Genomic DNA, 24538 nt, shown 5'->3' on the forward strand with positions numbered 1-24538 from the left:
AACAATCGGTAGCATTGTTTATATGCCGTGAAAAAGTTACCCCTTGACTCTGTCATAAAAAAGTCGCTAATCTACGTCTACTAACTCGTAATCAAAGATCCTCCGGCCTCTTCTGAAGAGCGTCCCTCAGGCCAGGCTAAATTGAATAGCCTGAGTTAAAAACGTTCCGAAATCCGGAAAATCTCTCATGACCCGGAGGTCACGTGAGTACCCTTTAGGGCAGTGGTTTCATGGCTGCCACATCGCCCCGATGTCCTTCGGGAGTGAAGGACGAGTCCACTCCTTACTACTGTTTCCGAGACGACCTGAAATGGTCGTTTTTGGTTTTAACATACATCATTCCGCTGATTGTAATTCAATGGATCAATATCGGTAGGTTTTTACCTGAAAACCTATCCATGCCGATAGGTTTTCAGTGATTCCGGATTTCTTGAGGCTTGTGAGTCCGAAAAGGCATAACCGTTGTTATTTATCCTTCAACCTCGATACGATCCACCTGGATCTGCGAGCCGTTGTAGTCAGGGACGTTACTGAATAATGTGCCATAAAGGTGAACGATCTTGCCACTATCGCGTGCCGCTTCGATCTGTGACTGCACTTCTGGGATCGTGGAATTAATCCCAAAGGCAATGACTCCACCTAAATCCCGCCTCTCAAAATAATCGTCATATTGAGCGCCGGGCGGTGTACTCTTGACGACGCCCCACCAGTCTGATATTTCCTCCGTTGTACCAGGTGGCATGTAACCGCCCGAGCCATTTTCAACTGGATCGCGGGTTGCTTCCATAGTTGCATTAACCGTTACGCTGGGTGTGGGGCTGGTCGGGGCTGCAGGGCCGCACTCTCCCCGGTAATAAGCCCACTCGTCACAGGCGCTGCCGTCCGGAAAAACGCATCGTCCGCTTTGACTGCCATTGGCGGCGGTGACAATCTCAAGTTTGTTCCCGTTCTGCTCGCAATAGGCCGAAGCAGGATTGGGCATATTCACCGGAGGAACGCCAGTCGCAGTAGGTTCAGGTCTTTGGCCCTGGCGCGCCGAACACCCTGCCAGTGCCATCAAAATGATTGTAAAAATGAGAATCCTTTTCATTTTTTCATCTCGTATTGCTGAGCAGCGGCATATGCCAGCGCGGAAGGCGTTCGGCAGCCGACAATGGCCGGAGCCTCGTGGATAAGCGCGTTGTTCCTAAGCGCCTCAACCATGAACAGGGCGTAGTCCACACGACGTGTGATATTGCTGGCGAGAATGGGATCCCCTACGTGGAAGCTCCATACAGGCAGACCCTGGCTCTCGCCTTCTTCAAGATCGCTGCCGCGCACAACCGTCCATTGGGTATCGCTCGCAAAAATCCGCCGGCAGGCTTCCACCTGGTCGTCCATATCCGCGAAGGGAATAATCCGCGTCAGCCAGCGAACGATCTTCTCCTCTCTTTTCAAAGATGGCGGGTACACATCCTTGCCATCCCGCGTGATATGCCAACCGCAGGAGAAGATCAGGCGCGCGCCAGGTTTGGCAAAGTCGAGTACCGCCTGAGCGGTTCCCGATGCGTAGTGATCAGACCCCCACGGTACCAGCACGGTGAGAACGCCGTCACACCCCGCCACCGCCGACCGGATCACCGCGCGGTCATTGGTCATTCCTGGCACGATATTGATCCGTCCCTTGAATGCATCCAGCTTACTGACGCTGCGCTCACGGCACACCCCGACCACTTCATAACCCCGGTCCAGCGCGTGTTGGATCATGTACTTTCCGAGCTTTCCAGATGCACCAATGATGCAAACTTTCATCATTTCACCTCCCCTGGCTCGCCCTAACAGTTGCGCCAGACCAGTTCTCTGCTGCCTTGCTCACCTTACCGCGCAGGAGAATGACTCCCAGCCAGACGAACCAGATGATTTGGCTCAAGCCAAATACTCCGGTCATCAGTTCGGTCAAGCCTGGAACAAGAGAGATCATCCCCGCTGCCCCAACCAGTAAACCGAGGATATTCAGACGCTTGGGTAGTCCGCCAGCCCGTACCGCGGCCAGGCTGACCAGCAGTACAAAAAAGCCGCCCAGGATTTCGCCATTGCCGTTGCCCAGTCCGCTTGCCACGGATTCAATTCCCTGCCAGGATATCGCTGCCTGTGCCGGTTCTTTCGCATACAGGGCGACGACAGGATCGATCCCGGCATTTGCGACCATGCCGCTGGCAATCAGCGAGCCCGCCCAGATCAGCCCAATCGCGGTTGCTGCCTGCATCAATGCCGGTGCGCCGGACTTCAGCCGGTCGTACAGTGCCAGCGACAGTACAATCAGGAAAACGCCAAAGAACACGTACATAAGAAGGTTGGTCGAAAAGATGATCGCCTGTTTCTCGACGAGCAAAGCCACTTTTTGTGCGGGATCGGTGATGCTGGGGTAGTCCAGAACGGCGAGAAAGAGTACCATTCCAATCAGGTAGGCGGTTGCCAGGTACAGCGCGGCAAAACCACCCAATTTGTGTAAAGTTTTCATTTGATCTCCATTTTTGAAACAATCTGGATCACTTGCTTTGAATGAAACTGCTTGATATGTGTCAAATTGAATGAGGATTTATGTCTTGCGGACCTCCTTGGTATCTGGATGGGCAGGATTCACCGAGAGCAGGGTCAAACCCAAATTGCGTACTTTTTTGAGTATGCCATGCAGAGCGGCCTGATCTGCCACGGGACCGCTCAGGAGTGTGTCGCCATTCTCCTCCAGCGTGATGGTCAGGCCATCAAACCACTTCGCCCAGCGGGCTTCAAGATGTCCCTTGAGTCGGATCTCGTATTGCTGAATTTCAGTGTTCGGTGGGTGCATCGATTTATGCCTTTGGCATCTCTCTCGTCATCGATCTGCTATAAGATACCGTCGGGCGTGGTGAGCCGTCATCACCACATGATGTGATTGATGTGGTGATTGGCAGCAATGAAAAAGCCCCGCAGGTCGCATCGAAATCCTGCCGGGGCTGCAATGGGTACCTCCAGGAAAGCTAGAACAAACCGAGCTCCTCGGCGCGGTGTACGGCTGACCGGCGGTTGTTGACCCCCAGTTTGGCGAAGATGTTTTTGGTATGTGTGCGCAAGGTGTTGAGCGATACCACCAGCAGACGGGCAATCTCTGGCCCGCTCAATTCGCTGCGCAGCAATCGGAGCACTTCCAGTTCGCGTTCACTTAATGGCTCGACTACTTCGGGTTTCAAATTTATGAGCGCAGGTTTTTGGGTAGCGGCCTCAGTTTGCCGAAAAGCCGCCAGGAGTCTGTTCACATAGCCGATCAGTGGATGATCATGAATGTGCGACAGCTTTTCGAGCAACCTTCGCATCGTCTCGCCTTCATCCACAAACACGCGCACATAGCCTTCCGGTTCAGCCAGGGTCAAGGCTCGTTCCAGCACGGCCAGTGCGCATGGCTGGTCCCCTTGAGCTTGATGCGCCAGCGATTGCAGAATCTTGATCTCGATCACGCTGCCCATCCGCCCGCCTTCTTCCGCAGCTTGCAATAGACGTACCAGCAGTCCCAATGCCGCGTGAAGATCCCCTGCTGAATGTTCGGCCACGAATCGGGCGATGAGCAGGCGGACCAGTGTGAGATGCTCAAACTCACGCAGATAACTGAGCGCATCGTCAGGAGAAAGGCTCTGTTCACGCGCCCATTCCATTGCCTCGGTTACCCGGCCCTGCCGGAGCCAGGTCCGCGTCTTCAACGCCCCAATGGATCGATCCGGCAACGGATTTCTGACGTACTGACGTTCCGCATCGTCCAATAACGCGAGAGCGCCGGCCAGATCGCCCTGGGCTTCTTTAATGTGCGCCTGAGCAACGCATAGACGGTGTGGCCAGCCGGTCAGCGCGCCTCGTTCTCCCAGCTGCTGGGCCGTTCGCAAGTGCTGCATCGCGCCTTCGAGATCGCCCTGCTCGCACAGCAACTCGCTCAGGCCGCGGTATAAATCCGACGCACCCAGAAAAACCGGCGTGCCTCGCTTCGCCGCAAGCTGTAGTGCCTGCTGGTAAGCGCTGACCGCCTCCCGCAGGCGGCCCTGCACCTGCAGGATATTTGCCAGGATATAGGTGATGTTGATGGCATTGGCGGTGTCATCGGCCTGCCACATCAGCGCCTGAAACTTGAGGAATTGCTGCTCCGCGGCAGGCAAATTGCCCTCGGCATATTCAGCCATTCCCAGCAGGGCTGTCGCCTGCGTGCGATGGATGATTTCATCATCCGGAACAAGTTCCAGCACCTGTATCGCATACATTTTTGTGGCGGGTATATCTTCCAATGCCAGGGCGCGATAGGCGCGGGCAGCAGCGATCGAAGCGGGCAACGCGTGAAACTCAGCTTTGTCAACGACGACCATGCCGGCGGAGGAATGCTCGGATGGTTTTTCTGGCAAGTCCAGCCAGCGTTCGGCGTTTCGCAGGCGGCTTTCGCTGACTTCGATTTCACCAATGGCCAGCAGCGCCCAGGCAAAACCTACACACAACACCGGCCGGGCACGGATGACCTCTTCGGGAAGCGCCTTTGCCCAGACAAGCCAGGCAGCGGATTGGTAACTGAGATCCATCCCCAGCCAAACCCCTTCGATTAAGTCCGCCGCTCGTTCGAAATCTTTTGCGGCCAAGGCGTGGTGAATGGCCTCACCCGGCAGATCATTCTGCTCGAACCAAACGCTCGCCTTTCGGTGCAGGGTGGGCACCTGTTCGCCATACGCTTCATCAAGGAACGCTCGCAAAACCTCAACAAAGAGATGGTGATAGCGATACCACTGGCGCTGGTCGTCGAGTGGAATGACGAAAAGGTTGTCACGTTCCAGGGCCTCCAACATCGCTTTGCCATCTCCCTGGTCAGTTATGGCATTGCACAGAGGACCACATAAACGGTCGAGAATAGAGGTTTGCAACAAGAAGCGGCGAATGTGTTCCGTCTGCCGTAGTAAGACTTCTTCGACCAGGTAATCCAACACAAAGCGGTGGCTGCCCGTGAAGGATTTGATAAAACTGGCTGCGTCTTGACGGTCATGCATCGAGAGGGCAGCCAATTGCAAACCTGCAATCCAGCCTTCGGTGCGGGTCTCCAACGCCACGATGTCTTCTGTTGAGAGGTGCAAGCCCATTACCCGGTTGAGAAACTCGGCGGTTTCCGCGAAGGTAAAGCGCAGATCGGCCGCGCGCAGTTCGGTCAACTGACCCCGGGTACGATGTCGTGCTAGCGGCAGATGTGGATCCTCGCGTGTGGCAATAACAAGGTGCATCTGCGGCGGCTGGTGCTCAAGAATAAAGGTGAGGGCATTGTCGATTGGTTCAGAATCGATCAAATGGTAATCATCCAGGATCAGAAGGAATTTATCCTGGATGGTAGCGATTTCATTGAGCAGAGTTGTCAGAAGTGATTCGATTGGCGGGAGCTGGGAGGATTGAAGTGCAGCCAACAGCCCCTCGCCAATTCCCGCGACGATGGTCTGTAACGCCGCTACAAGATAAGACAGGAAACGCGCAGGATCGTTATCCCCCTCATCCAACGACAACCAGGCAACCCGCCTCCCACAACGATCAATCCATTCGCTGACCAGCGTGGTTTTTCCAAAGCCGGCGGGCGCAGAGATGAGGGCAAGTTTACGGCTTCCCAAGAGACCCTCGTTCAGCCGCTCAATCAAGCGCGGTCGGAGGACTATTGTAGACCGGGATGGAGGAATATACAGCTTCGTGGCTAAAATTGGCGTGGACACTCTTAATAAATTATACATCGCGCCAATTTATCCGTGGACTCGGGTAATAGGGCCTATATACACAAATCAACAATAACCTCAACGATATCCTGACTGAAGAGCGTTTTTCTGTTCACAATTCCATCCGCGTAGAACAGGCAGGACAGGTCGCTACCATTTTGAATAAAGGAGCCTACTCGAGCCGATGAGGTGAAGACGACTTGGCCAGGCAGAAAACGGACAATGTTTTCCGCAATATAATAATCAAAGAATATCTCGTGGGATGAGCTTCACATGAAATTCTGGGAATACACAACCGACAGCGACCATTCCTTCACGCTTGCCCTGGAAGATTATCAACGCGATTTTAAGAGGGGGGGTGCAACCAGAGCGGAACCCGACGGACCTCAGAACTACTCAGATTACCGAAGACCTGGCCAATAGAATCCGAAGGATATTCCCTGGCTTATTCCTTGTGGAGGTCGTATGCCGAAAATCGACTGGCGAGCATTTCTAAATAGATGGAACCATATTGTCAATAAATCTCCCGGGCTCACCCAAGGGTTACCCAATGAGGTGAACAGCACCGGCTTTCTCGGGCAGCCTGGCGCGCCTGATGAACAGATTTCTCAGGCGGAGGCGCGTTTGGGAATCCAACTGCCCCCTTCCTATCGCGCTTTCTTGCAGGTAAGCGATGGATGGTTTACCGGAACGGATGCCACAAGCCGGCTCTTCCCCATCCAGGAGACCGATTGGTTCGCCGTCCGCTTCCCAGATGTGCTGCAGGGCTGGCTCACGGGATTCCAGATGCAAGGTGAGCCTGAGCCGGTGCCGGAGAAAGAGTATCGGGTCTACGGCGAAACCCAGGATCCCAGTTTGGTACGCTCAGAAGACTTGCAGGCTAGCCTGGTGATTGGCATAGGCGCTGATGAATCGTTCTACTTGCTCAATCCACGGTTAATCGATCGGGGTGGCGAATGGGAAGCCTGGTTCTTCGCCGCATGGCTGCCGGGAGCCAAACGCTACAGCTCTTTTGGTGAGTTGATGCAGGCCGAATACCAGAAAGTCAAGGATTGGGTAGAAGAAGAAAAAGAGCACGTCAGATCCGTGAGATTGTCTGGCGGTATGAAAGCCAGCTTGCCGTCTTTACTTGCGGAGTTCCAGAAGGAGATTGCAAAGCAGTCCCAGGTCGCCAGCGGTGCATCTTGGATTGATGCGCCGTATGTGCAGTATGTTAGGGGAATTATCGAGGGATTACAGTATGGCGAGCTCCGGGTGCGCCAGATCCAGGAGCAGGCTCACGATCTAGAGGAGGTTCAGCCTGCATTGGAAGCTCTGACCGCTGAGTTGGAAAATCGCTGGCAGCAGAGCAACCGGGCCGCGAAACAAGAGGGTCAAATGGATATGGTGGAGCAGATGCGCCTGTATTCAGCGGTCGAAGGCTCTCGCCAGGCGATGGGAATTGTACAGTGGTTCCTCAAGGAACATAAAATGCTCTGATTCTCACAGTGATTGACAAAAATTGTTACGAAATGAAGGGATCCTTCTTCAATAATCCTATCGTGAATTCCTGAAGATCAGCAACGGTTGGCCGACCGGCGCCCTGCGGCATTGCTCGTTCTGGGAACTCATGCAGGCTGAATTGGATGGCTCGCAAAAATAACCCGGCGCGGGTCGAAAGCGTTTAGATTTGCTTCATCCATTGTCTCATTTACCGAAGGAAGCAAGATTCTTTTATTTGACTCTCACCAGGTGGGGGACGCGGCTGCCTACAAACTCAACGCCCGGCTGAAATGGTCCACGTAGCCCGCGTAGGTGGTTAATTCCACATAGTGCGCCTTCGAGGCGATTTCCCGGGCGGATTGGCGGGCGCTGGCGGATGCGAGCAACAAACAGGCGCCCGCGCCGGCCGCATTTCCGACCTGGGTAAACCGCTGCAAGGGTAGGGCCGGGAACATGCCGATGCGGAGCGCACTTTCCAGGTTGAGATAAGTGCCAAAAGCGCCGGCGATGATGATCTGGTCGACGCGGTCGGCGGGGATGCCGGCGGTTTCGAGCAGGATATCGATTCCCGAGCGGATGGCGCCTTTGGCAAGCTGAATCTCGTTGATATCCTTGCGCGTCAGCACGATATCGGCGCGGTTGCCGCTTTGGCCGGCCGGCACCAGGATGAATGCCCGCCGCGCCTTTTCTGAACTCGAGGTAAAGACGCCCCTGGAATCGATGCGCTCCTGGCGGCGCAGTTCGGCCACCGCATCCAGGACGCCCGAACCGCAAATTCCAACGGCCGGCGCATTTCCGACCGTTTGAACCCAAACCCGATCGCTTTCCAGGCGCACGCGCTCGATGGCGCCCGGCGCGGCCCGCATGCCCTGGTGGATGTGCGCGCCTTCAAAAGCCGGCCCGGAAGCGCACGAGCAGCAGTAATGCTGGCCGGCGTGAAACAGGCTGACCTCGGTGTTGGTGCCAATGTCGATGGCCAGGACTGTGGAAGAGGAGGTCACCTCACGCGCTGCAAGCAGCATGGCGACGTGGTCCGCGCCGACGAAACCGGCGATGTTGGGCGGGAAATAGCCATTCGCATTCGGCGCAATGGACAGGCCGATCTGGCGCGCGGGTATTTCGAGCGGCTCGGTGACCGCCGGAAGATAGGGGGCCGTGCCCAGCGACTCCACAGGCAGCCCGGCCGCCGGCTCGGCCAGGATGACGCCGTGAACGCCCTGCTGCTTGAAGGCGCGCGCATATTCCAACTCGAACCCGGTCGTTTTTTTGAGCAACTCCTCCAGCAATTCGGGTTCGGCGGCGGATAATTCCAGGCTTTCGCTGACCCCGAAGATGCGCCCGGCCAGCGAGAAAGGCCCTATCAGTTCGCCCAACACGGGCGAGCCGTTGGCCAGCCGCACCAGGCGGGCGGCGGCTTCGAGGTGCACGCCGGTGCGCCGGTCGCCGGGGCGCGGAATGGGAAGCGCGCGAATTTCTTCGGCGGTCGTCGCGCGGCGGCCTACGGGGTTTCAATCGACGCTCCCCGTGGGGGGAGCGACTTGTGCATGAAGGTCTGGGGGCAGCCAGAAGAGCTGTTCTCGGCAGTATACCGTGGCAAAGATGCCAGTCCCATTTGCAGCAGAATGCCGGAGCCTATGTGCCTAAACAATCTATGAAGGCAGAGGTGGCGGCAGATATTCGAGCCATGTTCAATGCGCCAAATTGAAGAGCGGCAGAAACATTCCCTTTGGCCATGTCCTTTCATTTTGACAGCAACCTGACAGTAACCGCAAAAATTGCCATGAAATTTACGCTCTTAATGTAGTAAATTAACACCATATGTGCTGTGTGAAATCACTATGAACGGCATATATACTGTATGTGCATAGTCTCTTTGAACTCTTAATCAGTGGGTTCAGGGTTCAAGTCCCTGGTGAGTCACACGAAGCCCATCCAACGATGGGCTTTTTTGTTTGGGTTTCGCGTATCCGGAAGGAGGATGATATTCGAGAATCCGGTAAGTCGCAATACAGATGGCGGTATGCGATTATGCGGATCTGTTGTTAATCTATTCTTCAACAGGGTGAACATTTCCAAGCATTTTAGAAATCACAATGGTTACCAAGGAGTTTCGTAGATACCGCCTCATTGACTTACTACCATTTATGACGGTGACAAGAACGAAGAACTGTCAATCCATCCCCATTGATTGGATTACGCAAGTCACCCATCAATTTTGGGACCGACAATATTCTTGTCTTAATTTAACTTGACTAATAATGATTACCTTATACAATAACAATAATAATTTTTACTTGTACGAATACCGTTAGTGGGGAATCCTTAAATTATTAACACACATCCACGACCATTAATTATTTTCCAATAGATTACAGTTGCATCGATTGATTACTCCAGGGGGATAGATGAATTATTTGTTGTTAATTTATTGTTTCGTCCCAATTTACGCAGTCTTTTCAAACTTGGAAAAATGGTTGGGAGGAAAACGAAATGAAAACAACCCTGAGATTTGTATATAAGATTTGTTCTGTCATTCTACTTTTCGCCCTGATCTTCAACCTTTCAGTCCCAGGGTTTCCCTCCGTGCGAAGTGTACAGGCAGCGGCTGAGGGGGTCGAGCCCGAAGGTTGCGAGCTGTACCCGATCGCTCTGTCGGCTGACTCTTTAACCGGTGTTGAAATCGGGGATACCATCCCGGATATTCTTAACGGAACGCAGCCCGGGAACTTCGGTTGGCTGAGTTGGGCTGGAAGCCCGAGTGAGCAAACACTTGCCACCAGTCTGACCCCACCTGGGGATAGTGCAACATACATCAACCCTGATGATCCTCAGGACACCGAGATCTCCATGGGTGATTGGGTCGGGGGAATGCCGGGGGTATCGAATGGTCACCCGGTTCGCGAAGCGCTGGACGCGTTGAAAACGGTCGACATCGCCGTCCCTGTCTGGGATGCGGTTCGCAATGAAGGAAGTTCCAGCGCATATCATGTAGCCTCCTATGCCCGTATTCGAATCCTGGACAACCGGATTCCGGAGGAAAATCGAATTACGGCTCTTTTCCTCGGCTATACCTGCCAGGGTGCGGTTCTCAGAATCAATAAAACAGTAGACAATTCTTTATTATCGTCAAAGCTGTCGGCAAATGTAACCGTTGACAAAGATAATGCAATTCCAGGCGATCTACTGACCTATACCAGCACCATCCAAAACAAAACCACAGATTTTGTGCTTAGCGGTACCTTAACGGCTACCAATCGCAGCGACGCCTCCGCGACGATCGCTTACCTGTATGACCTGGTGGATTATCAGGTAACGGACGAAACCGTCTGGGAAAATCTGGCCGGTTTTGAAGCAACTCTCGGTGATTACATTCCCATATCCCCGGCGTCCCTCCAAACGGGGTTAACCTTCTCGGCGGTGGGCCAACCTGCCGCCGGAGTGACCTATCCCACTGGAGGAGATGGGATCACCGGAACGATGTTGGCTTCCGGGAGTACCGCGCAATGGGAGTATTCCGCCACAGTATCACTGCAGCAGGATCAACTCAAGGGGCTGCTGGATTCAGCCAATGTTGCGCATATTCGAAATACGGTTCATTTCGAAGGTACTCCGGGCAGCGCTGAAAATAACCAACCCTTCACCGCGCCGGTGGAATTCACCCAGGCGCTTCAATCGCAGAATGGGATTCTCAATTCGGTTAACGCTCACCTTGCCCTGCCGGATGGCCAGATCGTCACTCTGAATGCGGATGTGATCCCTGCTCTGGCGGCGATTGAAATTGGCGCTTCCGTCGTAAATAAAACCCCCTTCACCGTTCAGCCACTGGGACCAAGGGCTGAGGATGAAGGGGAGGCGGATTATCTCGCACTTTTGAGCGCCGCGAATAGGTCATCGTTATCGGCGACATTAACCACGGCAGCCGAGGTCGGAGGGCAATCCATCCCGTCCGATCCGAGCCAGGCGAGCACGCTCCTTCGCCTGCCCATCGTCACCGTTCAGAAAAGTGGGCCCGAGTCCATCGAACGGGGCCAGCCGGCTGTCTATGCTTTAACCCTGACCAACCTTGGCGCGGCGTCTGCCGGAGATTTTTCGATCGTGGATCTTCTGCCCGACCAAACCGCCGGTTCGATTCCGGATATTCCGGTTGAATTGGCGGCGGGCGATTCGGTTGTTTTGCAAGCCACTCACCAGATCCCCTTGACGCAACCTTTGGGCGACCTTACCGATGTGGCGACGCTGCACTGGGAAGATGCCAATGGCAATACCTACGGCGCATTGAGCGATCCATTTACCAGCGTTGTCGTGCTGCCGGTTTCGGGTATGGTGCTGCAACTGAGCCCGGAAATCGCCGGTCCAAACATCACCGGGGCGCAACAAACCATCACCGCCACCCTGCGCGACGGTCAGCAAAATCCGGTCGCGGGTGTACCGGTTACTTTTGTAATTAGCGGTCCAAACGCCGCCACATTAACCCAGGAAACGGGCCCGGATGGGACAGCCGTCCTTACCTATACCGGTTTGACCAATGGTTTCGATAAGATCAATGCCTCTGCTGCCACCGAAGCCGGAACGGTCGTTTCGAATATTGCCACTGTCCATTGGATCACACCGGTGGAAACCGTCACCACGTCCACCATCTGGGGACGATTCTTCACGGCGGATAATTCGGGTGTTTTCAAAACCTCACCCGCTGCAACCCCGGTCTTCGGCCAGGCATTTCCCTCGATCAACTTTAACCCACCTTCCGGGACTGTCCCCGGCAATACCTCCGGCGCCAACGAGTGGTCCCGGCCGTTTACCAACGTCACCATGAATCTCACCGGTACCTACGCAGGAACCATCCCGGCGCAGGGAAATGGCTATCAGGCCGGCGTCGGCTCGCTCTATAATTTTGCCGCGGTCTTTACCGGCGAGTTCACCATCGCCGAGGCCGGCACGGTGATCTACGATTTTTATTCGGATGATGGATTTATGTTTGGCATCGGCAACGGCGCGACACGCGTCAGTGGGCCATGGTCCAACGTACCTGCTTCCGGGAAAACGCCATTCGAAAATTACGCCGTCATGGGGTCCTATAACCAACCATCCTCTCCAACCCGCAATAGCGTGACCGTCAACTTCCCGGCCCCGGGCGTTTACCCCTTCGAAATCGACTATACCGAATGCTGCGGAGGGCAGCTTGCCCTCACCCTGGCCGTGCATGAAACCGGTTACGGCGTCACGCCCACCGCATCGCTGGTGATCACCCCGAACTCAAGACAAAGCCATCCGGCAGGCGAGCAGCAAGACTTTACCGTTACAGCATTGGACGCTTCCGGCCTGCCGCTGCCGGATATGACTGTCATGCTGCGCATCCGCGGCACGAATACCCAGGAACTGACGGCGGTTACCGACGCGGCTGGCAATGCGACTTTCGCTTATAGCGGCTACTACCCTGGCACGGACGTGGTTCAGGCGCTGGCCTGGGCGCAGGGAAGCATCACCGCCTATTCGGCCGAGGTTAACGTGGTTTGGACGGCCGCGACGACGCCCACCCCGCCGCCGGCCGATGCGCCGCTATCCGTGCCGGGTTGGATCGGCAGCCCGGCCAACCAGGCTACGTTGACAGGGCTCGTACCCATCCAATTAACCAGCGGTATCACGCTCACGAGCGGCACCCTCGATTACTGGCCCGCCGACCATCCGGAAGCAGCGCAAACCCTGGCCGCCAATCTGAGCGGGTCGGGGACGTTGGCCACCCTCGATACCACCCAGTTAGCCAACGGATCCTATATCATTCGCCTGCAAGGGACGCGCACCGATGGCGTCCAGGTCAACAGCGGAATCCTGGTCACAGTCGCCGGGAATTACAAACCGGGTCGGGTGCGTTTTACCATCACCGATTTTACCGTTCCATTGGCCGGGATGCCGATTACGATTGGGCGCACCTATGACAGCCTGGAAAAAGAGACCTCGGGCGATTTCGGCTACGGCTGGTCGTTAGCCATCGGCAGCCCCAAGTTGGAAGTGAACCAGGCCAACGACGTTACCCTCACCTTGCCGGGCGGAAAACGCGTGACCTTTTACTTCAAGCCGTATCCGCCCAGTTCGTGGTTTGGCTTCCTGTTGGTGCCGCGATATCTCCCTGAAGCCGGCGTTTACGGCAGCCTGACCGCGGAAGGATGCGGTTTGCTGACCGTTTCGGGTGGCAGTACCTTCTGCTTCCCCGGAAACCTGTATGAGCCCACCGGATATACTTATACCGATCCGTATGGCCGCCAATATGACCTGGGAGCTGACGGCAGCCTGCATTCGATCACCGATATGAACGGCAACGTATTGACCTTCTCGGCGGACGGGATCAGCAGCAGCGTCGGCGACCTCAGCGTGCAGTTCATTCGCGATGGCGAAGGCCGCATCACCCAAATCATCGACCCGGAAGGCAATGCCTATGCATACGGGTACGACGATCAGGGCAACCTGGCTGCCGTCACCGCCCCTGGAGTGGCCACCTCGCTAGTGTATCACTACGGCACGGACCATTACTTCCTGGGCGCAGACGATCCCCGCGGCAATCCGCTCATCGTCGACACCTATTATCCGGACGGCCGGCTTGAAAGTGAGAGCGATGCGCTGGGAAATGTCTTCCACTATACCTACGATGCGAGCACCCGCACCACCATTGTGACCAATCCCGACGGCGGGACGGTCGTTTCTGTGTACGACGCCAACGGGAAACTGCTGCGCCAGACGGATCCCCTCGGCCATACGACCAGCTACACATACGACGCAAACCAAAACCTGCTCACGCAGACCGACCCGCTCGGGCACACCACATCGTATACCTATGATGCCAACGGCAACCAGACCTCGGTCAAAAACGCGCTGAACCAAACCTATTCCACGACCTACAACCAGTACGGCGGGCCCGTCACCAAGACCGACGCGCTGGGCAACGTGCAAACGATACATTACGATGCCCGCTATATGCCGACGAGCATCACCGATGAGCTTGGAACGATAACATCCTTCACCTGGGATGACCACGGCAGCGTCCTGACGCGGACGGACGGCAACGGCAAACTTACCAGCAACAGCTACGATGCTTACGGCAATCTGATCGGCGAGACCGATCCACTCAATCACACCAGAGCCTATACATACGATCTGCTCGGACAGCAGACCTCCGCCACGGATGCGCAGGGTCAGATCACGTCCATGGCGTACGATGCCTTGGGCCATCTCACGACTCTCACCGAGCCGTTGGGCAAGGTCACGCAGTTCGAATACGACGCCAATGGGAATCAAACCGCGGCGGTGGACCCGCTTGGAAATCGTACGACATACACCTACGATGCCGCCAACCATCAAACCCGGGTGGATTACCCGGACGGCAGCTTCGAGACGACCACCTATGATTGGCGCGGCAATGTCCTGACCCACACCGATGCGGCGGGTCACATGACCCGCAACCAGTACGATCTGGCCGGACAGCTCACCAGCGTGACCGTAGCGGATGGAACAGCGGACGCTGGCACGACCGGCTTCGGCTACGATGCGGCGGGGCGCAAGACCAGCCAGACCGATCCGCTGGGAAATACCACATCCTACACCTATGATAATGCAGGCCGTTTGCTGGCGATTACCGACGCCCTGAATCATACAACTTCTTATGCCTACGACGCCGCCGGGCGGCGCACCGCGACCACAGACGCCCAGAACCACACCACGCTCTATGCTTATGACGTCCGCAACCGGCAAACGATTACCACCTATGCGGATGGCACTACCACTGCGCTAACGTACGACGGCAACGGGCAGAAATTGTCGCGCACCGACCAGGGCGGCAAGACCACCCTGTACACTTACGATGACGCGGGCGAATTGCTGTCGGTGGCCGACCCGATGGGTCACCTGACTGCTTATGGCTATGATGCAGCCGGGAATTTGCTGACCATTACGGATGCCAACGGGCATGTCACGGCATTCGGCTACGACGAACTCGGCCGGCAGGTCGAAAAGATCTGGCCGGACTCCTCCTACGAAACCTTTGGCTACGATCTCAACGACAACCAAACCGGCCACCGCCTGGCTGACGGGCAAACCAACACTTACCTGTACGATGAAGTGGGCCGTTTGACCCAGGTCGATTATTTCGACGGCCAGCGGGTGAACTATACCTACACAGCAGATAGGCTGCAGCAGACGATCGTCGACGGTCGCGGAACGACGAATTACGCCTATGACAACCAGGACCGCCTGATTGGTGTCATTCAACCGGGTGGGCAAGAAGTAAGCTACAGCTACGATGCGGCCGGCAACCGCCTTTCCATGACGACGCCGGCGGGGACGACACTTTACGGCTATGATGACGCCGGCCAGCTTGCCGGTGTTACGGACCCTTCCGGGGGCGCCAGCAGTTACACCTATGACGCTGCCGGTTTGCGCACGCAGCTCGTTCTGCCCAACGGCGTCGCCATCGATTACGGTTACGACGCGCTCGACCGCCTGACGAGCATCGATCAGCATTTGGGCGCTGCGACGCTGGCTTCGTACGACTACACGCTTGATCCGGCCGGCAACCGCCTGTCGCTGACCGAAGCGAACGGCTCGTCGATCCAGTGGGCGTACGATGACGCCTACCGGCTGGCGAGCGAGACGCGCCGCGACGCCAGCAATGCGGTCGCCTACCAGGCAGATTTCGCCTACGACGCGGTAGGAAACCGCCTGATGCAGACGGTTGGTACGGCCACCACGCAATCCACCTACAACGATCTGGACCAGTTGCTCAGCGCCGGCACGGCGCAATACCAATATGATGGCCGCGGCAATCTGGCGCGGGTGACTGACGGAGCAGACGTCACGCAGTACAGCTATGACGCCGCCGATCGCCTGAGCGGTGTGACCCTACCGGATGGAACCACTGTCGCGTATACCTACGATGCGGCCGGGCGGCGCGTCCGGCAGAGCGTGGCAGCACAGGTCACCAACTACCTGTGGGATGAGCTCTCGCCTTACGGAGACGTGGTGCTGGAGACGGATAGCAGTGGTTCGGTGGTGGCTAGCTACGTTCTGGGCGGGGCGGAACTGCTCTCGCAAACCCGCGGCGGGGCGACGGGCTACTACCTGCACGACGGTCAGGGCAGCACCCGCGCGCTGAGCGACGTTTTAGGCGCGGTAACCGACACCTATGCCTACACGGCCTTTGGGGAACTTTACGCTCAGACCGGAACGACCACCAATGCCTATTTGTACACCGGCCAGCAGTTCGATTCGTTGACCGGATTGTATAGCCTGCGGGCCAGGTATTATGAACCGAATGGTGGGCGGTTCTTGAGCCGAGACATAGAATTTTTAGATATAAACAACCCGAATGAATTCAACCGTTATAATTATGCCTCTAGTAATCCAATAAACACCATTGATCCAAAGGGATCACAGGCTTTTGTTGAATATGAAACCATCCAAACAAATAATGAGCGGCGCAAATTAAATGCGTTCGCTGAGACAGAAAGGGCAGCATTTGAGGCAAAGGAAGCGGGCCGAAGGTTTGCTATTGAATCAAGGCAAATTGCGGCAGAATTACGAGCCGAATTAACTCGGCAGTATGGATCTAGGCAAGCATCAACTTATATGAGCCGAATCACAATTGGTACGACGAGAATTGGGGGGCAAAATATTGTAGCAGTTAATGGGGGTGCTCCTGCAGATGTTATAAGAGTTCTTGAAAGTTGGTATCCGGATAAGTTTGTTACATCTATGGGAAATGTTCATGTTGAACGCTTCTTATATGAAACTGCAGTTCGATATTCTACTAGTACTGGATTACCAATGAGTGAAGTCATTCAAGCTATTGGGATCGCAAATGTCAGTGGCCCATGCCCTTTATGCCTGCCTATAGCGAATGAAATCCCAATTTTTTTCTTAGGTAGGTTATTACCTTATCTCATATAATGGTTTTGATGACTTATTTCCTTATCGGATCCATTGACAATCGAAAGGTGGGTATGCAAATACCAGAAAACCTAGAATCTCTGATCAATTTTTTGTTGATGAATATCCAAAGCGATCCACATCATAACTTCTCGGCTCAAAAGAGGCAGGAGATCTATGAGGCCTTTGGCCCCAGGACGGATCACCAGGCCGCCCGTGCTCGGGGTTGGTTGGCGGTGATCACCGCGCGCCATGTGTTATCCATTTTCGAGCAAGCTCTTCCCGATGAAAACCATCCCCGGAAGTTGATTGAGATGGCCGAAGCAACTTTGCGTGGAAAATTTTCCGTGGAGGAGGCAATCCGCGAAGCTGCAGAAGGGCACGAAATCTCCGGACGGTTGTGGGGGCACGAGGAAACCGAAGTGACATGGAATGCCTATCTGGCAGGCACGGCTGCGCATCGCGCGTTGGCGGAGGCCGCCGGCGTGGATCCATTCATGAGGATATCCTGGATCCGGGCGAGCGATTCACCGGATCAGGGCGGACAACCCATACCATTCGATCAACTGCCGGATGAGAAATTGGCCGAGTGGCTGGGAGATACAGCAGCGGCAGCTGCCGTGGCACATGCTTATGATTCGGACCAACTCAAATCTGATCCCCAAAAACTCCTTGAGTTTTGGCGTTGGTGGCTTAAGGATGCAATAACAGCCGCATGGAATTGCATGGAGGCCAACGATGATTGCTGATCAATGGACCGATCTTTTACAATCCTGGAGCCGGCACATCCTGGCGACCGGCTATGACCGGAATGTTCTTCCTGCTGAAGTGATCGATCAAAAAAATCAATGGATTGGTTACTCGGGCGCCGGCGAGGAGCAGATTGCGCAGGCGGAAGCGCGCCTGAAAACAAGGCTGCCAGAATCCTATCGCGAATTTCTGAAGGTCAGCAACGGCTGGCCGACCGGCGGCCCTTACGTAGGGCGGATTTTACCCATTGAAGAAATCGAATGGGTTTCAGCCAGAAAAAGGGACTGGCTGGAGGGTTGGAAGCTGGGTTTCGGAAGTGATGATCCTTCAGTGTTCAGGGAGATAATGGGTTTCGATCTTCGCTTGTTGGAAGGCGGGCTTGAGATCAGCGATGAGAGGGACATCGGCGTCTATCTATTGATGCCGGGCTTGAAATCCGCGGATGGGGAGTGGGAAGCCTGGTGCTTCGAGGCTGAAGGCGGCGCCATGCGCTACCGCTCTTTTGATGAGTTGATGCAGGCAGAATATCGGAAAGTCAAGGACCTGGTGGATGAAGATAATGCAAATTTTGGGTCGCAGAAATCTCCGGACAGCGTTTGGAATGATTTATCGTCGCTGCTTGCAGAATTCGAAAAGGAGATCGAGGCCCAAACCAAAATTGCAAACAGCGAATCTTGGGAGCTGGCGCAATATGAGGTGGGTATCCGGGATGAACTACAATGTGGCTGGCAGCGGTTAAGCCAGATTCAGGAGCAGACTCGTGATCCAGAAGAGGTACGGCACGCCTTGGTAAGTCTGATGGGTGAGTTCGAAAATCGATGGCACCAAAAATTTCTGGATATGAAGCAAGAACCTGAAACGAAGATTCTAGAAAAAATGCGCCTGAGTGCGACCGGGGAGGGCGCTCGCCGGACGATGGGCATTATTCAGTGGTTCCTCAAGGAACATAAAGTGCTCTGATTTTCACCGTGAGGGAAAAATATTTCGAAATGGGGGGGGATTCTTCTGTCAATGATTGATTATAAATGGCCTGAACTCTTACAATCCTGGAGCCGGCACATCCTGGTGACCAGCGACTACCGCAGTTATCTACCCGAAGAAGTGATCGATAAACAAAACCTTTGGATCGTTTACCGGGGTGCCAGCGAGGGGCAGATTGCACAGGCGGAACGCCGTCTGAAAACGAGGCTGCTGGAATCTTATCGTGAATTCCTGAAGATCAGCAACGGCTGGCCGACCGGCGTCCTGCGGCATCGCTCGTTCTGGGAACTCATGCAGGCTGAACTGGATGGCTTGCAAAAATAACCCGACACGGGTCGAAAGCGTTTAGATTTGCTTTATCCATTGTCTCATTTGCCAAAGGAAGAAAGATTTATTTATTCTTATAATTGACACTCACTATATGAAGCGTGCGGCCGCCTACAAACTCAACGCCCGGCTGAAATGGTCCACGTAGCCCGCGTAGGTGGTTAATTCCACATAGTGCGCCTTCGAGGCGATTTCCCGGGCGGATTGGCGGGCGCTGGCGGATGCGAGCAACAAACAGGCGCCCGCGCCGGCCGCATTTCCGACCTGGGTAAACCGCTGCAAGGGTAGGGCCGGGAACATGCCGATGCGGAGCGCACTTTCCAGGTTGAGATAAGTGCCAAAAGCGCCGGCGATGATGATCTGGTCGACGCGGTCGGCGGGGATGCCGGCGGTTTCGAGCAGGATATCGATTCCCGAGCGGATGGCGCCTTTGGCAAGCTGAATCTCGTTGATATCCTTGCGCGTCAGCACGATATCGGCGCGGTTGCCGCTTTGGCCGGCCGGCACCAGGATGAATGCCCGCCGCGCCTTTTCTGAACTCGAGGTAAAGACGCCCCTGGAATCGATGCGCTCCTGGCGGCGCAGTTCGGCCACCGCATCCAGGACGCCCGAACCGCAAATTCCAACGGCCGGCGCATTTCCGACCGTCTGAACCCAAACCCGATCGCCTTCCAGGCGCACGCGCTCGATGGCGCCCGGCGCGGCCCGCATGCCCTGGTGGATGTGCGCGCCTTCAAAAGCCGGACCGGAAGCGCACGAGCAGCAGTAATGCTGGCCGGCGTGAAACAGGCTGACCTCGGTGTTGGTGCCAATGTCGATGGCCAGGACTGTGGAAGAGGAGGTCACCTCACGCGCTGCAAGCAGCATGGCGACGTGGTCCGCGCCGACGAAACCGGCGATGTTGGGCGGGAAATAGCCATTCGCATTCGGCGCAATGGACAGGCCGATCTGGCGCGCGGGTATTTCGAGCGGCTCGGTGACCGCCGGAAGATAGGGGGCCGTGCCCAGCGACTCCACCGGCAGCCCGGCTGCCAGGTGATGGATGGCGGTATTTCCAACCAGCACGACATCCAGGATCTGGCGCGGCGAAACTGCCGCCTGGCTGCAAAGATCGGCCAGCAGCCCCTGAACGGCGTCGATCAGCCGGGTTTGCAGGAGCTCCAACCCGCCCGGGTGCAGGAGCGTGTAGGCGATGCGGTTGATGACATCCTCGCCGTAAGCAATCTGGGGGTTGAGGATGCCGCCCCGGGCCAGGACTTCGCCACTGGTCAGGTCCACCAGATAGGCCGCCAGTTTGGTGGTGCCCATGTCCACAGCCGCGCCGATCAACGGCGCGCCGGCAGGCAGGATGGCAAGCCCTTCTCCGCGCCGCAGGGCCAGGCGCACAGGCTCACCGTCCTGGAATTTCAAGCCATCCGCGTCCGATATCCAGGCGGTGGATGGATCCACCTCCGCGCGATCCATGTGTCGCAGCGCGGAACGAAGCCGTTCACTGAGAGGCGCATTGCCATCTGCAGGGGTCACATCCAGAGCCGTGATGAGCGGATCCTCGCGAAATGGAAGGCGCAGCCCTTCCACCTGAAGCCGCTGGCGGGTTGCCAGGGTTTCGGGTGGGATTTCCACCCGGCAGTCATCCAGGGCGCGGGCCTGGCAGGCCAGGCGAATGCCAGCCGTCTGCTCGCCCGGAGTCAGCAGTCCGGTCTCGATGGAAGTCAGCGGAGAAAGGGCACCCTGTATCAGGCGAACCTGGCAGGCGCCGCAGGTGCCGTTTCCGTTGCACACAGCGTTGATCTCCACACCGGCCTGGCGGATTGCCTCGATCAAGGCTGTGCCTGCCTCCACGGCGATCCGTAGGCCGAGCGGTTCCAGATCGATCCGGATTTGATTTTCTGAAGGGGATGGATTTATCGCGGGCATGTGTCGAGGATGCATTCATTATAGGCCGTCTGGACGGTGCCCCCGGCCGGAACGTACAGAAAATCCCGGTTCCCGGCCGGCAGCCAGCCGCCGTTGACCAGTTCATGCGCCAGGCGCAGATCTGTCGCGTAGCGCTCGAAGGTCCATCCGCGCCGGGAGGCCTCTGCCTCGGCCTGCGCAATTGTGCCGTCCGAATCACCTTCACTCAATTCCAGGTACACCCCGCGCCGGTAGGATTTCCGCCAGGCGCCCATCACTTCCATGAGATAATCCGCGTTTTCCCGGCCGAATTTCTGCACATGGGAAGCATACGCATTCCGGAGCTCCTCATCCGAACCGGAGCCCATGGATAGAGCGGCTGCTTCACCGGTGCGGTGTTCCAACTGGTCGCGAGTATACCAGTAGGTGCCCGGGTGGTCCTCGAATTCCCGCTGATACCGCTCGCGGCTGCCGAGATAGAGCGTGATGCAGTCGTGCGCGCGCGGAATAACCAACGGGATGGACCGCGCTTTCAGGCCGTCCATCGCCTGCCCGCACAGTCCGTAGCCCAACAGCACCGCGTCATAGCCCCGGCCATCGACGGCGTCGATCCTGCCCTGGAGTTCTTCGCGCAGCTTTTTGGGGTAATCGTGCTGCCCGAGCGGCACAAATTCAAGGTCGACGCTGTGCGGGGAGCATGCGACGGCAGCCTGCAGCGGATGGGTGAGCACCTGGCAAGCGATACATCGCAAGCGCATCAGGCCGCAAATCCTTTCAGGGTTTCGAAAAAGGCATCCATGTTTTCGAGCGGCGTATCCAGCGGGAGGTCGCAGCCGGAGGATGGGATGAAGTTCCACCGGCCCTGGGCGAAACTCAACAATTCCTGGGCTTTTGCTTCCACCTCCTGGCGCGTGCCGCTCCGGAAAACCGCAGATGGATCCAGGTTGCCCGACAGGATCACCTCTTCTCCGGCCTGGCTCAGGGCGGCCCGCATATCCATCGGCGCGCCGAAGTGAACGCCTGCGACGCCGGATTCGAGGATTTGGGGCAGGTGGACCAGCCTGGCGCCGCAGTTGTGCAGGATGATGGTGAAGTCGTCGGATTGAAGTTCGTCGACGATCCGGTGCACCCGAGCCGAGGAGAAACGCGCCAGGCCGCGCGGAGAAAGCAGACCGGCCGCCGGCTCGGCCAGGATGACGCCGTGAACGCCCTGCTGCTTGAAGGCGCACGCATATTCCAACACGAAATCGGTCGTTTTTTCGAGCAGTTCCTCCAGCAACTCGGGTTCGGCGGCGGATAATTCCAGGCTTTCGCTGACCCCGAAGATGCGCCCGGCCAGCGAAAAAGGCCCGATCAGCTCGCCCAGCACGGGCGATCCGTTGGTCAGCCGCACCAGGCGGCCGGCGGCTTCGAGGTGCACGCCGGTGCGCCGGTCGCCGGGGTGCGGAATGGGAAGCGCGCGGATTTCTTCGGCGGTCGTCGCGCGGCGGCCGGTGACGGTCGGTATTTCACCCTCTTCCATGCGAACGGAGCACCCAAAGGCTTCCGCCTCGGCGCTCAGGTCCATGGCGGTCAGCAAAACCGGTGTGTGGAAGCGCTCATGCAGCGCCAAAATCGCATCCACCTGCGCCCGCGGATTGGTGACCAGGTCCATGACGCTCGCGCCGGTGAGCTGCGTGCCGGGATAGACCGCGATCGGCATGCCCACTCGAGCGGGTGACTCCCTGATGAATCGGGAAAGGCGCGAACTCATGCGGCCAGTCCCATCAGGCGCCTGGCCAGGGAGGCGGCCTGGCTGGCATCCGGTGAAAAGCCGTCCGCGCCGATCTCGGCGGCATACTTCTCCGTCACCGGGGCTCCGCCGACGATGATCTTGATCCCGTCCCGAACGCCGCCGTCTTTCAGGACCTGGATGGTCTTGCTCATATTGAGCATGGTGGTGGTCAACAGGGCCGACATGCCCACGATGTCGGGCCGATTCTGGCGAATGGCCTCCAGAAATTTCTCCGGGGCGACGTCGGTGCCGAGGTCGATAATCTGGAAACCGGCCCCTTCGAGCATCATACTGACCAGATTCTTGCCGATGTCGTGCAGGTCGCCCTTGACGGTGCCGATGACGACCTTGCCGGCGGGCCGGATATCCTGGGCAATCAAAACCGGGCGCAGGATGGCCATTCCGGACTGCATGGCGCGGGCCGAGACCAGCATTTCCGGAACGAAATATTCGCCTTCTTCGAACAGCCGGCCGACTTCTTTCATGGCGGCGATCAGGCCTTCGTTCAGGATCGTTTCGGCATCCAACCCTTCGCCAATTGCCAGGCTGGTTTTCTCGCTGGCCTGTTTCGCGTTGCCCTGCACAACTCCGGCATAGATTGCGGAAATGATGGGATTCATTTTTCCTCCGAGGTGTTCATCAAAGTCTGGTTCAACGGCGGGTAAAGGTATTCCAGGCCCGCAGGCATGTCATTTCGCCAGGCGGTGTAGTTATGGCCGGTATGGGTCTCGTGGTAATCGATTGCGTAACCCTTTTGGCGCAGTAAATTCCACATGCGTAGATTGTCCGCGTACAGAAAATCGAAGCGGCCCACGTCCATCCAGACGCGGATGGGGGGAATTTCCGGCCGGTCGATCAAATCGAAGATCGAAAAATCCTCCTCGAACATGCAGAAGGCGCCTGCTTGGCATAGCACGGAGCCAAACATGCGCGGGTTGCGCAGACCGGTGTAGAGCGCCATCAGGCCGCCCATGGAAGCGCCCAGAATCCCGTACGCTCCGGGGTGGGTTTGAACGTCGATCAACGGCATGTGCTCCTGGGCCAGCGGGACGACTTTATTCGTGATGAACGAAACCGTACTGTCGTTGCAGGCATATTCCACAAAACGGGCGGGTCCGGCGTTGGCTACCAGCGCCAGCGCCACGGGGCGGATGCGCCCGGCGGCCACCAGGTTGTCCACCACCTGGGTGATGGCGCCGCGGTGCAGGTAATCGGTGCCGTCATAGACCACCAGCAGCGGATACGGCCCGGGAGCGGCCGGCTGGTACAAAACGACCTCGCGGCGTAAATTCAAGAGCCGGATTTCGTCTTCTAGGCGAAAGCGCATCAATTCGCCCGCGCGGCTCCGTCGGCGGGTGAAGGGCGAGGGCGCGGCCTCCGGCATATAGAAATAATTGTTCCACGAGCCGGTGCCGTTGTTCACCTTATGCGGGTTCTTCGGATCCATGACCCGCTGGCCGTCCAGGATAAAGATGTATTCCATGTAGGTGTCGGCCGGGAAATCCAGGCTGACCTGCCAGCGACCTTTCCCCACGGGTTCAAGCGGTCTGGCGCTTTCAATTTCCCAGTTGTTGAAATCACCCATCAGGACCGGCGCGGCAGCGCCTTCCCAGGTGAACGTGGCGCGGCTGCCCTCCAGGGATGGATTGACTGCGTCGGGGTTGCGCATCTCATCTTTTTTCAT

General features: G+C 56.8%; 16 protein-coding genes and 2 pseudogenes. 6 read left to right on the forward strand and 12 right to left on the reverse strand.

The features are described 5' to 3' along the window. Positions 1-469: 469 nt before the first annotated feature. The 5 genes from LARV_RS06855 to LARV_RS06875 all read right to left on the reverse strand — a co-directional run bounded on the left by LARV_RS06855 (position 470) and on the right by LARV_RS06875 (position 5633). Positions 470-1090, reverse strand: coding sequence for a putative hemolysin (locus LARV_RS06855; RefSeq protein ID WP_075072937.1), 621 nt, complete (start codon positions 1088-1090; stop codon positions 470-472). After that, positions 1087-1794 (reverse strand): NAD(P)-dependent oxidoreductase, encoded by a 708-nt coding sequence (locus tag LARV_RS06860; RefSeq protein ID WP_075072938.1) that lies wholly within the window; start codon positions 1792-1794, stop codon positions 1087-1089. The genes LARV_RS06855 and LARV_RS06860 overlap by 4 nt, the downstream gene beginning before the upstream one ends. Position 1795: 1 nt before the next feature. Beyond that, positions 1796-2500, reverse strand: coding sequence for a DUF4386 family protein (locus tag LARV_RS06865; protein ID WP_152031738.1), 705 nt, complete (start codon positions 2498-2500; stop codon positions 1796-1798). 78 nt (positions 2501-2578) lie between these two features. Continuing rightward, positions 2579-2827, reverse strand: coding sequence for a hypothetical protein (locus tag LARV_RS06870; protein ID WP_075072939.1), 249 nt, complete (start codon positions 2825-2827; stop codon positions 2579-2581). Positions 2828-2999: 172 nt separating this feature from the next. Continuing rightward, positions 3000-5633 (reverse strand): LuxR C-terminal-related transcriptional regulator, encoded by a 2634-nt coding sequence (locus LARV_RS06875; protein ID WP_201785888.1) that lies wholly within the window; start codon positions 5631-5633, stop codon positions 3000-3002. A gap of 564 nt (positions 5634-6197) precedes the next feature. On the opposite strand from LARV_RS06875, the gene LARV_RS06880 reads away from it, so the two are divergent. After that, positions 6198-7211: an SMI1/KNR4 family protein gene (locus LARV_RS06880; protein ID WP_075072941.1), complete on the forward strand. Its 1014-nt coding sequence runs from the start codon at positions 6198-6200 to the stop codon at positions 7209-7211. A 269-nt stretch (positions 7212-7480) separates the two neighbouring features. Here the strand turns inward: LARV_RS06880 and LARV_RS20785 are convergent, their stop codons facing one another. Beyond that, positions 7481-8236, reverse strand: a complete 756-nt coding sequence (locus LARV_RS20785; RefSeq protein ID WP_269084971.1) for an ATP-binding protein — start codon at positions 8234-8236, stop codon at positions 7481-7483. Then, positions 8234-8695: pseudogene (locus LARV_RS20790) on the reverse strand (uroporphyrinogen decarboxylase family protein); the annotation flags it as partial. The gene LARV_RS20785 and the pseudogene LARV_RS20790, both read right to left, overlap by 3 nt. Positions 8696-8757: 62 nt before the next feature. Between LARV_RS20790 and LARV_RS20155 the strand changes: the two are divergent. The 5 genes and pseudogenes from LARV_RS20155 to LARV_RS20570 form a co-directional block, all read left to right on the forward strand. Beyond that, positions 8758-8916, forward strand: a pseudogene (locus tag LARV_RS20155) (transposase); the annotation flags it as partial. Between the two features lie 1145 nt (positions 8917-10061). Next, positions 10062-17147 (forward strand): RHS repeat-associated core domain-containing protein, encoded by a 7086-nt coding sequence (locus LARV_RS06895; protein ID WP_075072943.1) that lies wholly within the window; start codon positions 10062-10064, stop codon positions 17145-17147. Between the two features lie 8 nt (positions 17148-17155). Then, positions 17156-17875: an Imm5 family immunity protein gene (locus tag LARV_RS06900; protein ID WP_172797802.1), complete on the forward strand. Its 720-nt coding sequence runs from the start codon at positions 17156-17158 to the stop codon at positions 17873-17875. A 79-nt stretch (positions 17876-17954) separates the two neighbouring features. Then, complete coding sequence (locus LARV_RS06905; protein ID WP_172797803.1) at positions 17955-18836, forward strand: SMI1/KNR4 family protein; 882 nt, start codon at positions 17955-17957, stop codon at positions 18834-18836. 51 nt (positions 18837-18887) lie between these two features. Beyond that, positions 18888-19181: an SMI1/KNR4 family protein gene (locus LARV_RS20570; RefSeq protein WP_075072946.1), complete on the forward strand. Its 294-nt coding sequence runs from the start codon at positions 18888-18890 to the stop codon at positions 19179-19181. A 114-nt stretch (positions 19182-19295) separates the two neighbouring features. Here the strand turns inward: LARV_RS20570 and LARV_RS06915 are convergent, their stop codons facing one another. The 5 genes from LARV_RS06915 to LARV_RS06935 are packed head-to-tail and all read right to left on the reverse strand — an operon-like array spanning position 19296 to position 24538. Beyond that, positions 19296-21116, reverse strand: coding sequence for an ASKHA domain-containing protein (locus LARV_RS06915; RefSeq protein WP_083522389.1), 1821 nt, complete (start codon positions 21114-21116; stop codon positions 19296-19298). After that, positions 21089-21838, reverse strand: a complete 750-nt coding sequence (locus tag LARV_RS06920; protein WP_075072948.1) for a DUF1638 domain-containing protein — start codon at positions 21836-21838, stop codon at positions 21089-21091. Before LARV_RS06920 ends, LARV_RS06915 begins: the two co-directional genes overlap by 28 nt. After that, on the reverse strand, positions 21838-22782 hold the full coding sequence (locus LARV_RS06925) for a uroporphyrinogen decarboxylase family protein (protein ID WP_172797804.1): 945 nt from the start codon (positions 22780-22782) through the stop codon (positions 21838-21840). The genes LARV_RS06920 and LARV_RS06925 overlap by 1 nt, the downstream gene beginning before the upstream one ends. A 47-nt stretch (positions 22783-22829) precedes the next feature. After that, positions 22830-23474: a cobalamin B12-binding domain-containing protein gene (locus LARV_RS06930; RefSeq protein ID WP_075072950.1), complete on the reverse strand. Its 645-nt coding sequence runs from the start codon at positions 23472-23474 to the stop codon at positions 22830-22832. Then, positions 23471-24538, reverse strand: coding sequence for an alpha/beta hydrolase-fold protein (locus tag LARV_RS06935; RefSeq protein WP_075072951.1), 1068 nt, complete (start codon positions 24536-24538; stop codon positions 23471-23473). Before LARV_RS06935 ends, LARV_RS06930 begins: the two co-directional genes overlap by 4 nt.

Origin of the sequence: Longilinea arvoryzae (genome assembly GCF_001050235.1) — a bacterium.
Lineage (GTDB): Bacteria > Chloroflexota > Anaerolineae > Anaerolineales > Anaerolineaceae > Longilinea > Longilinea arvoryzae.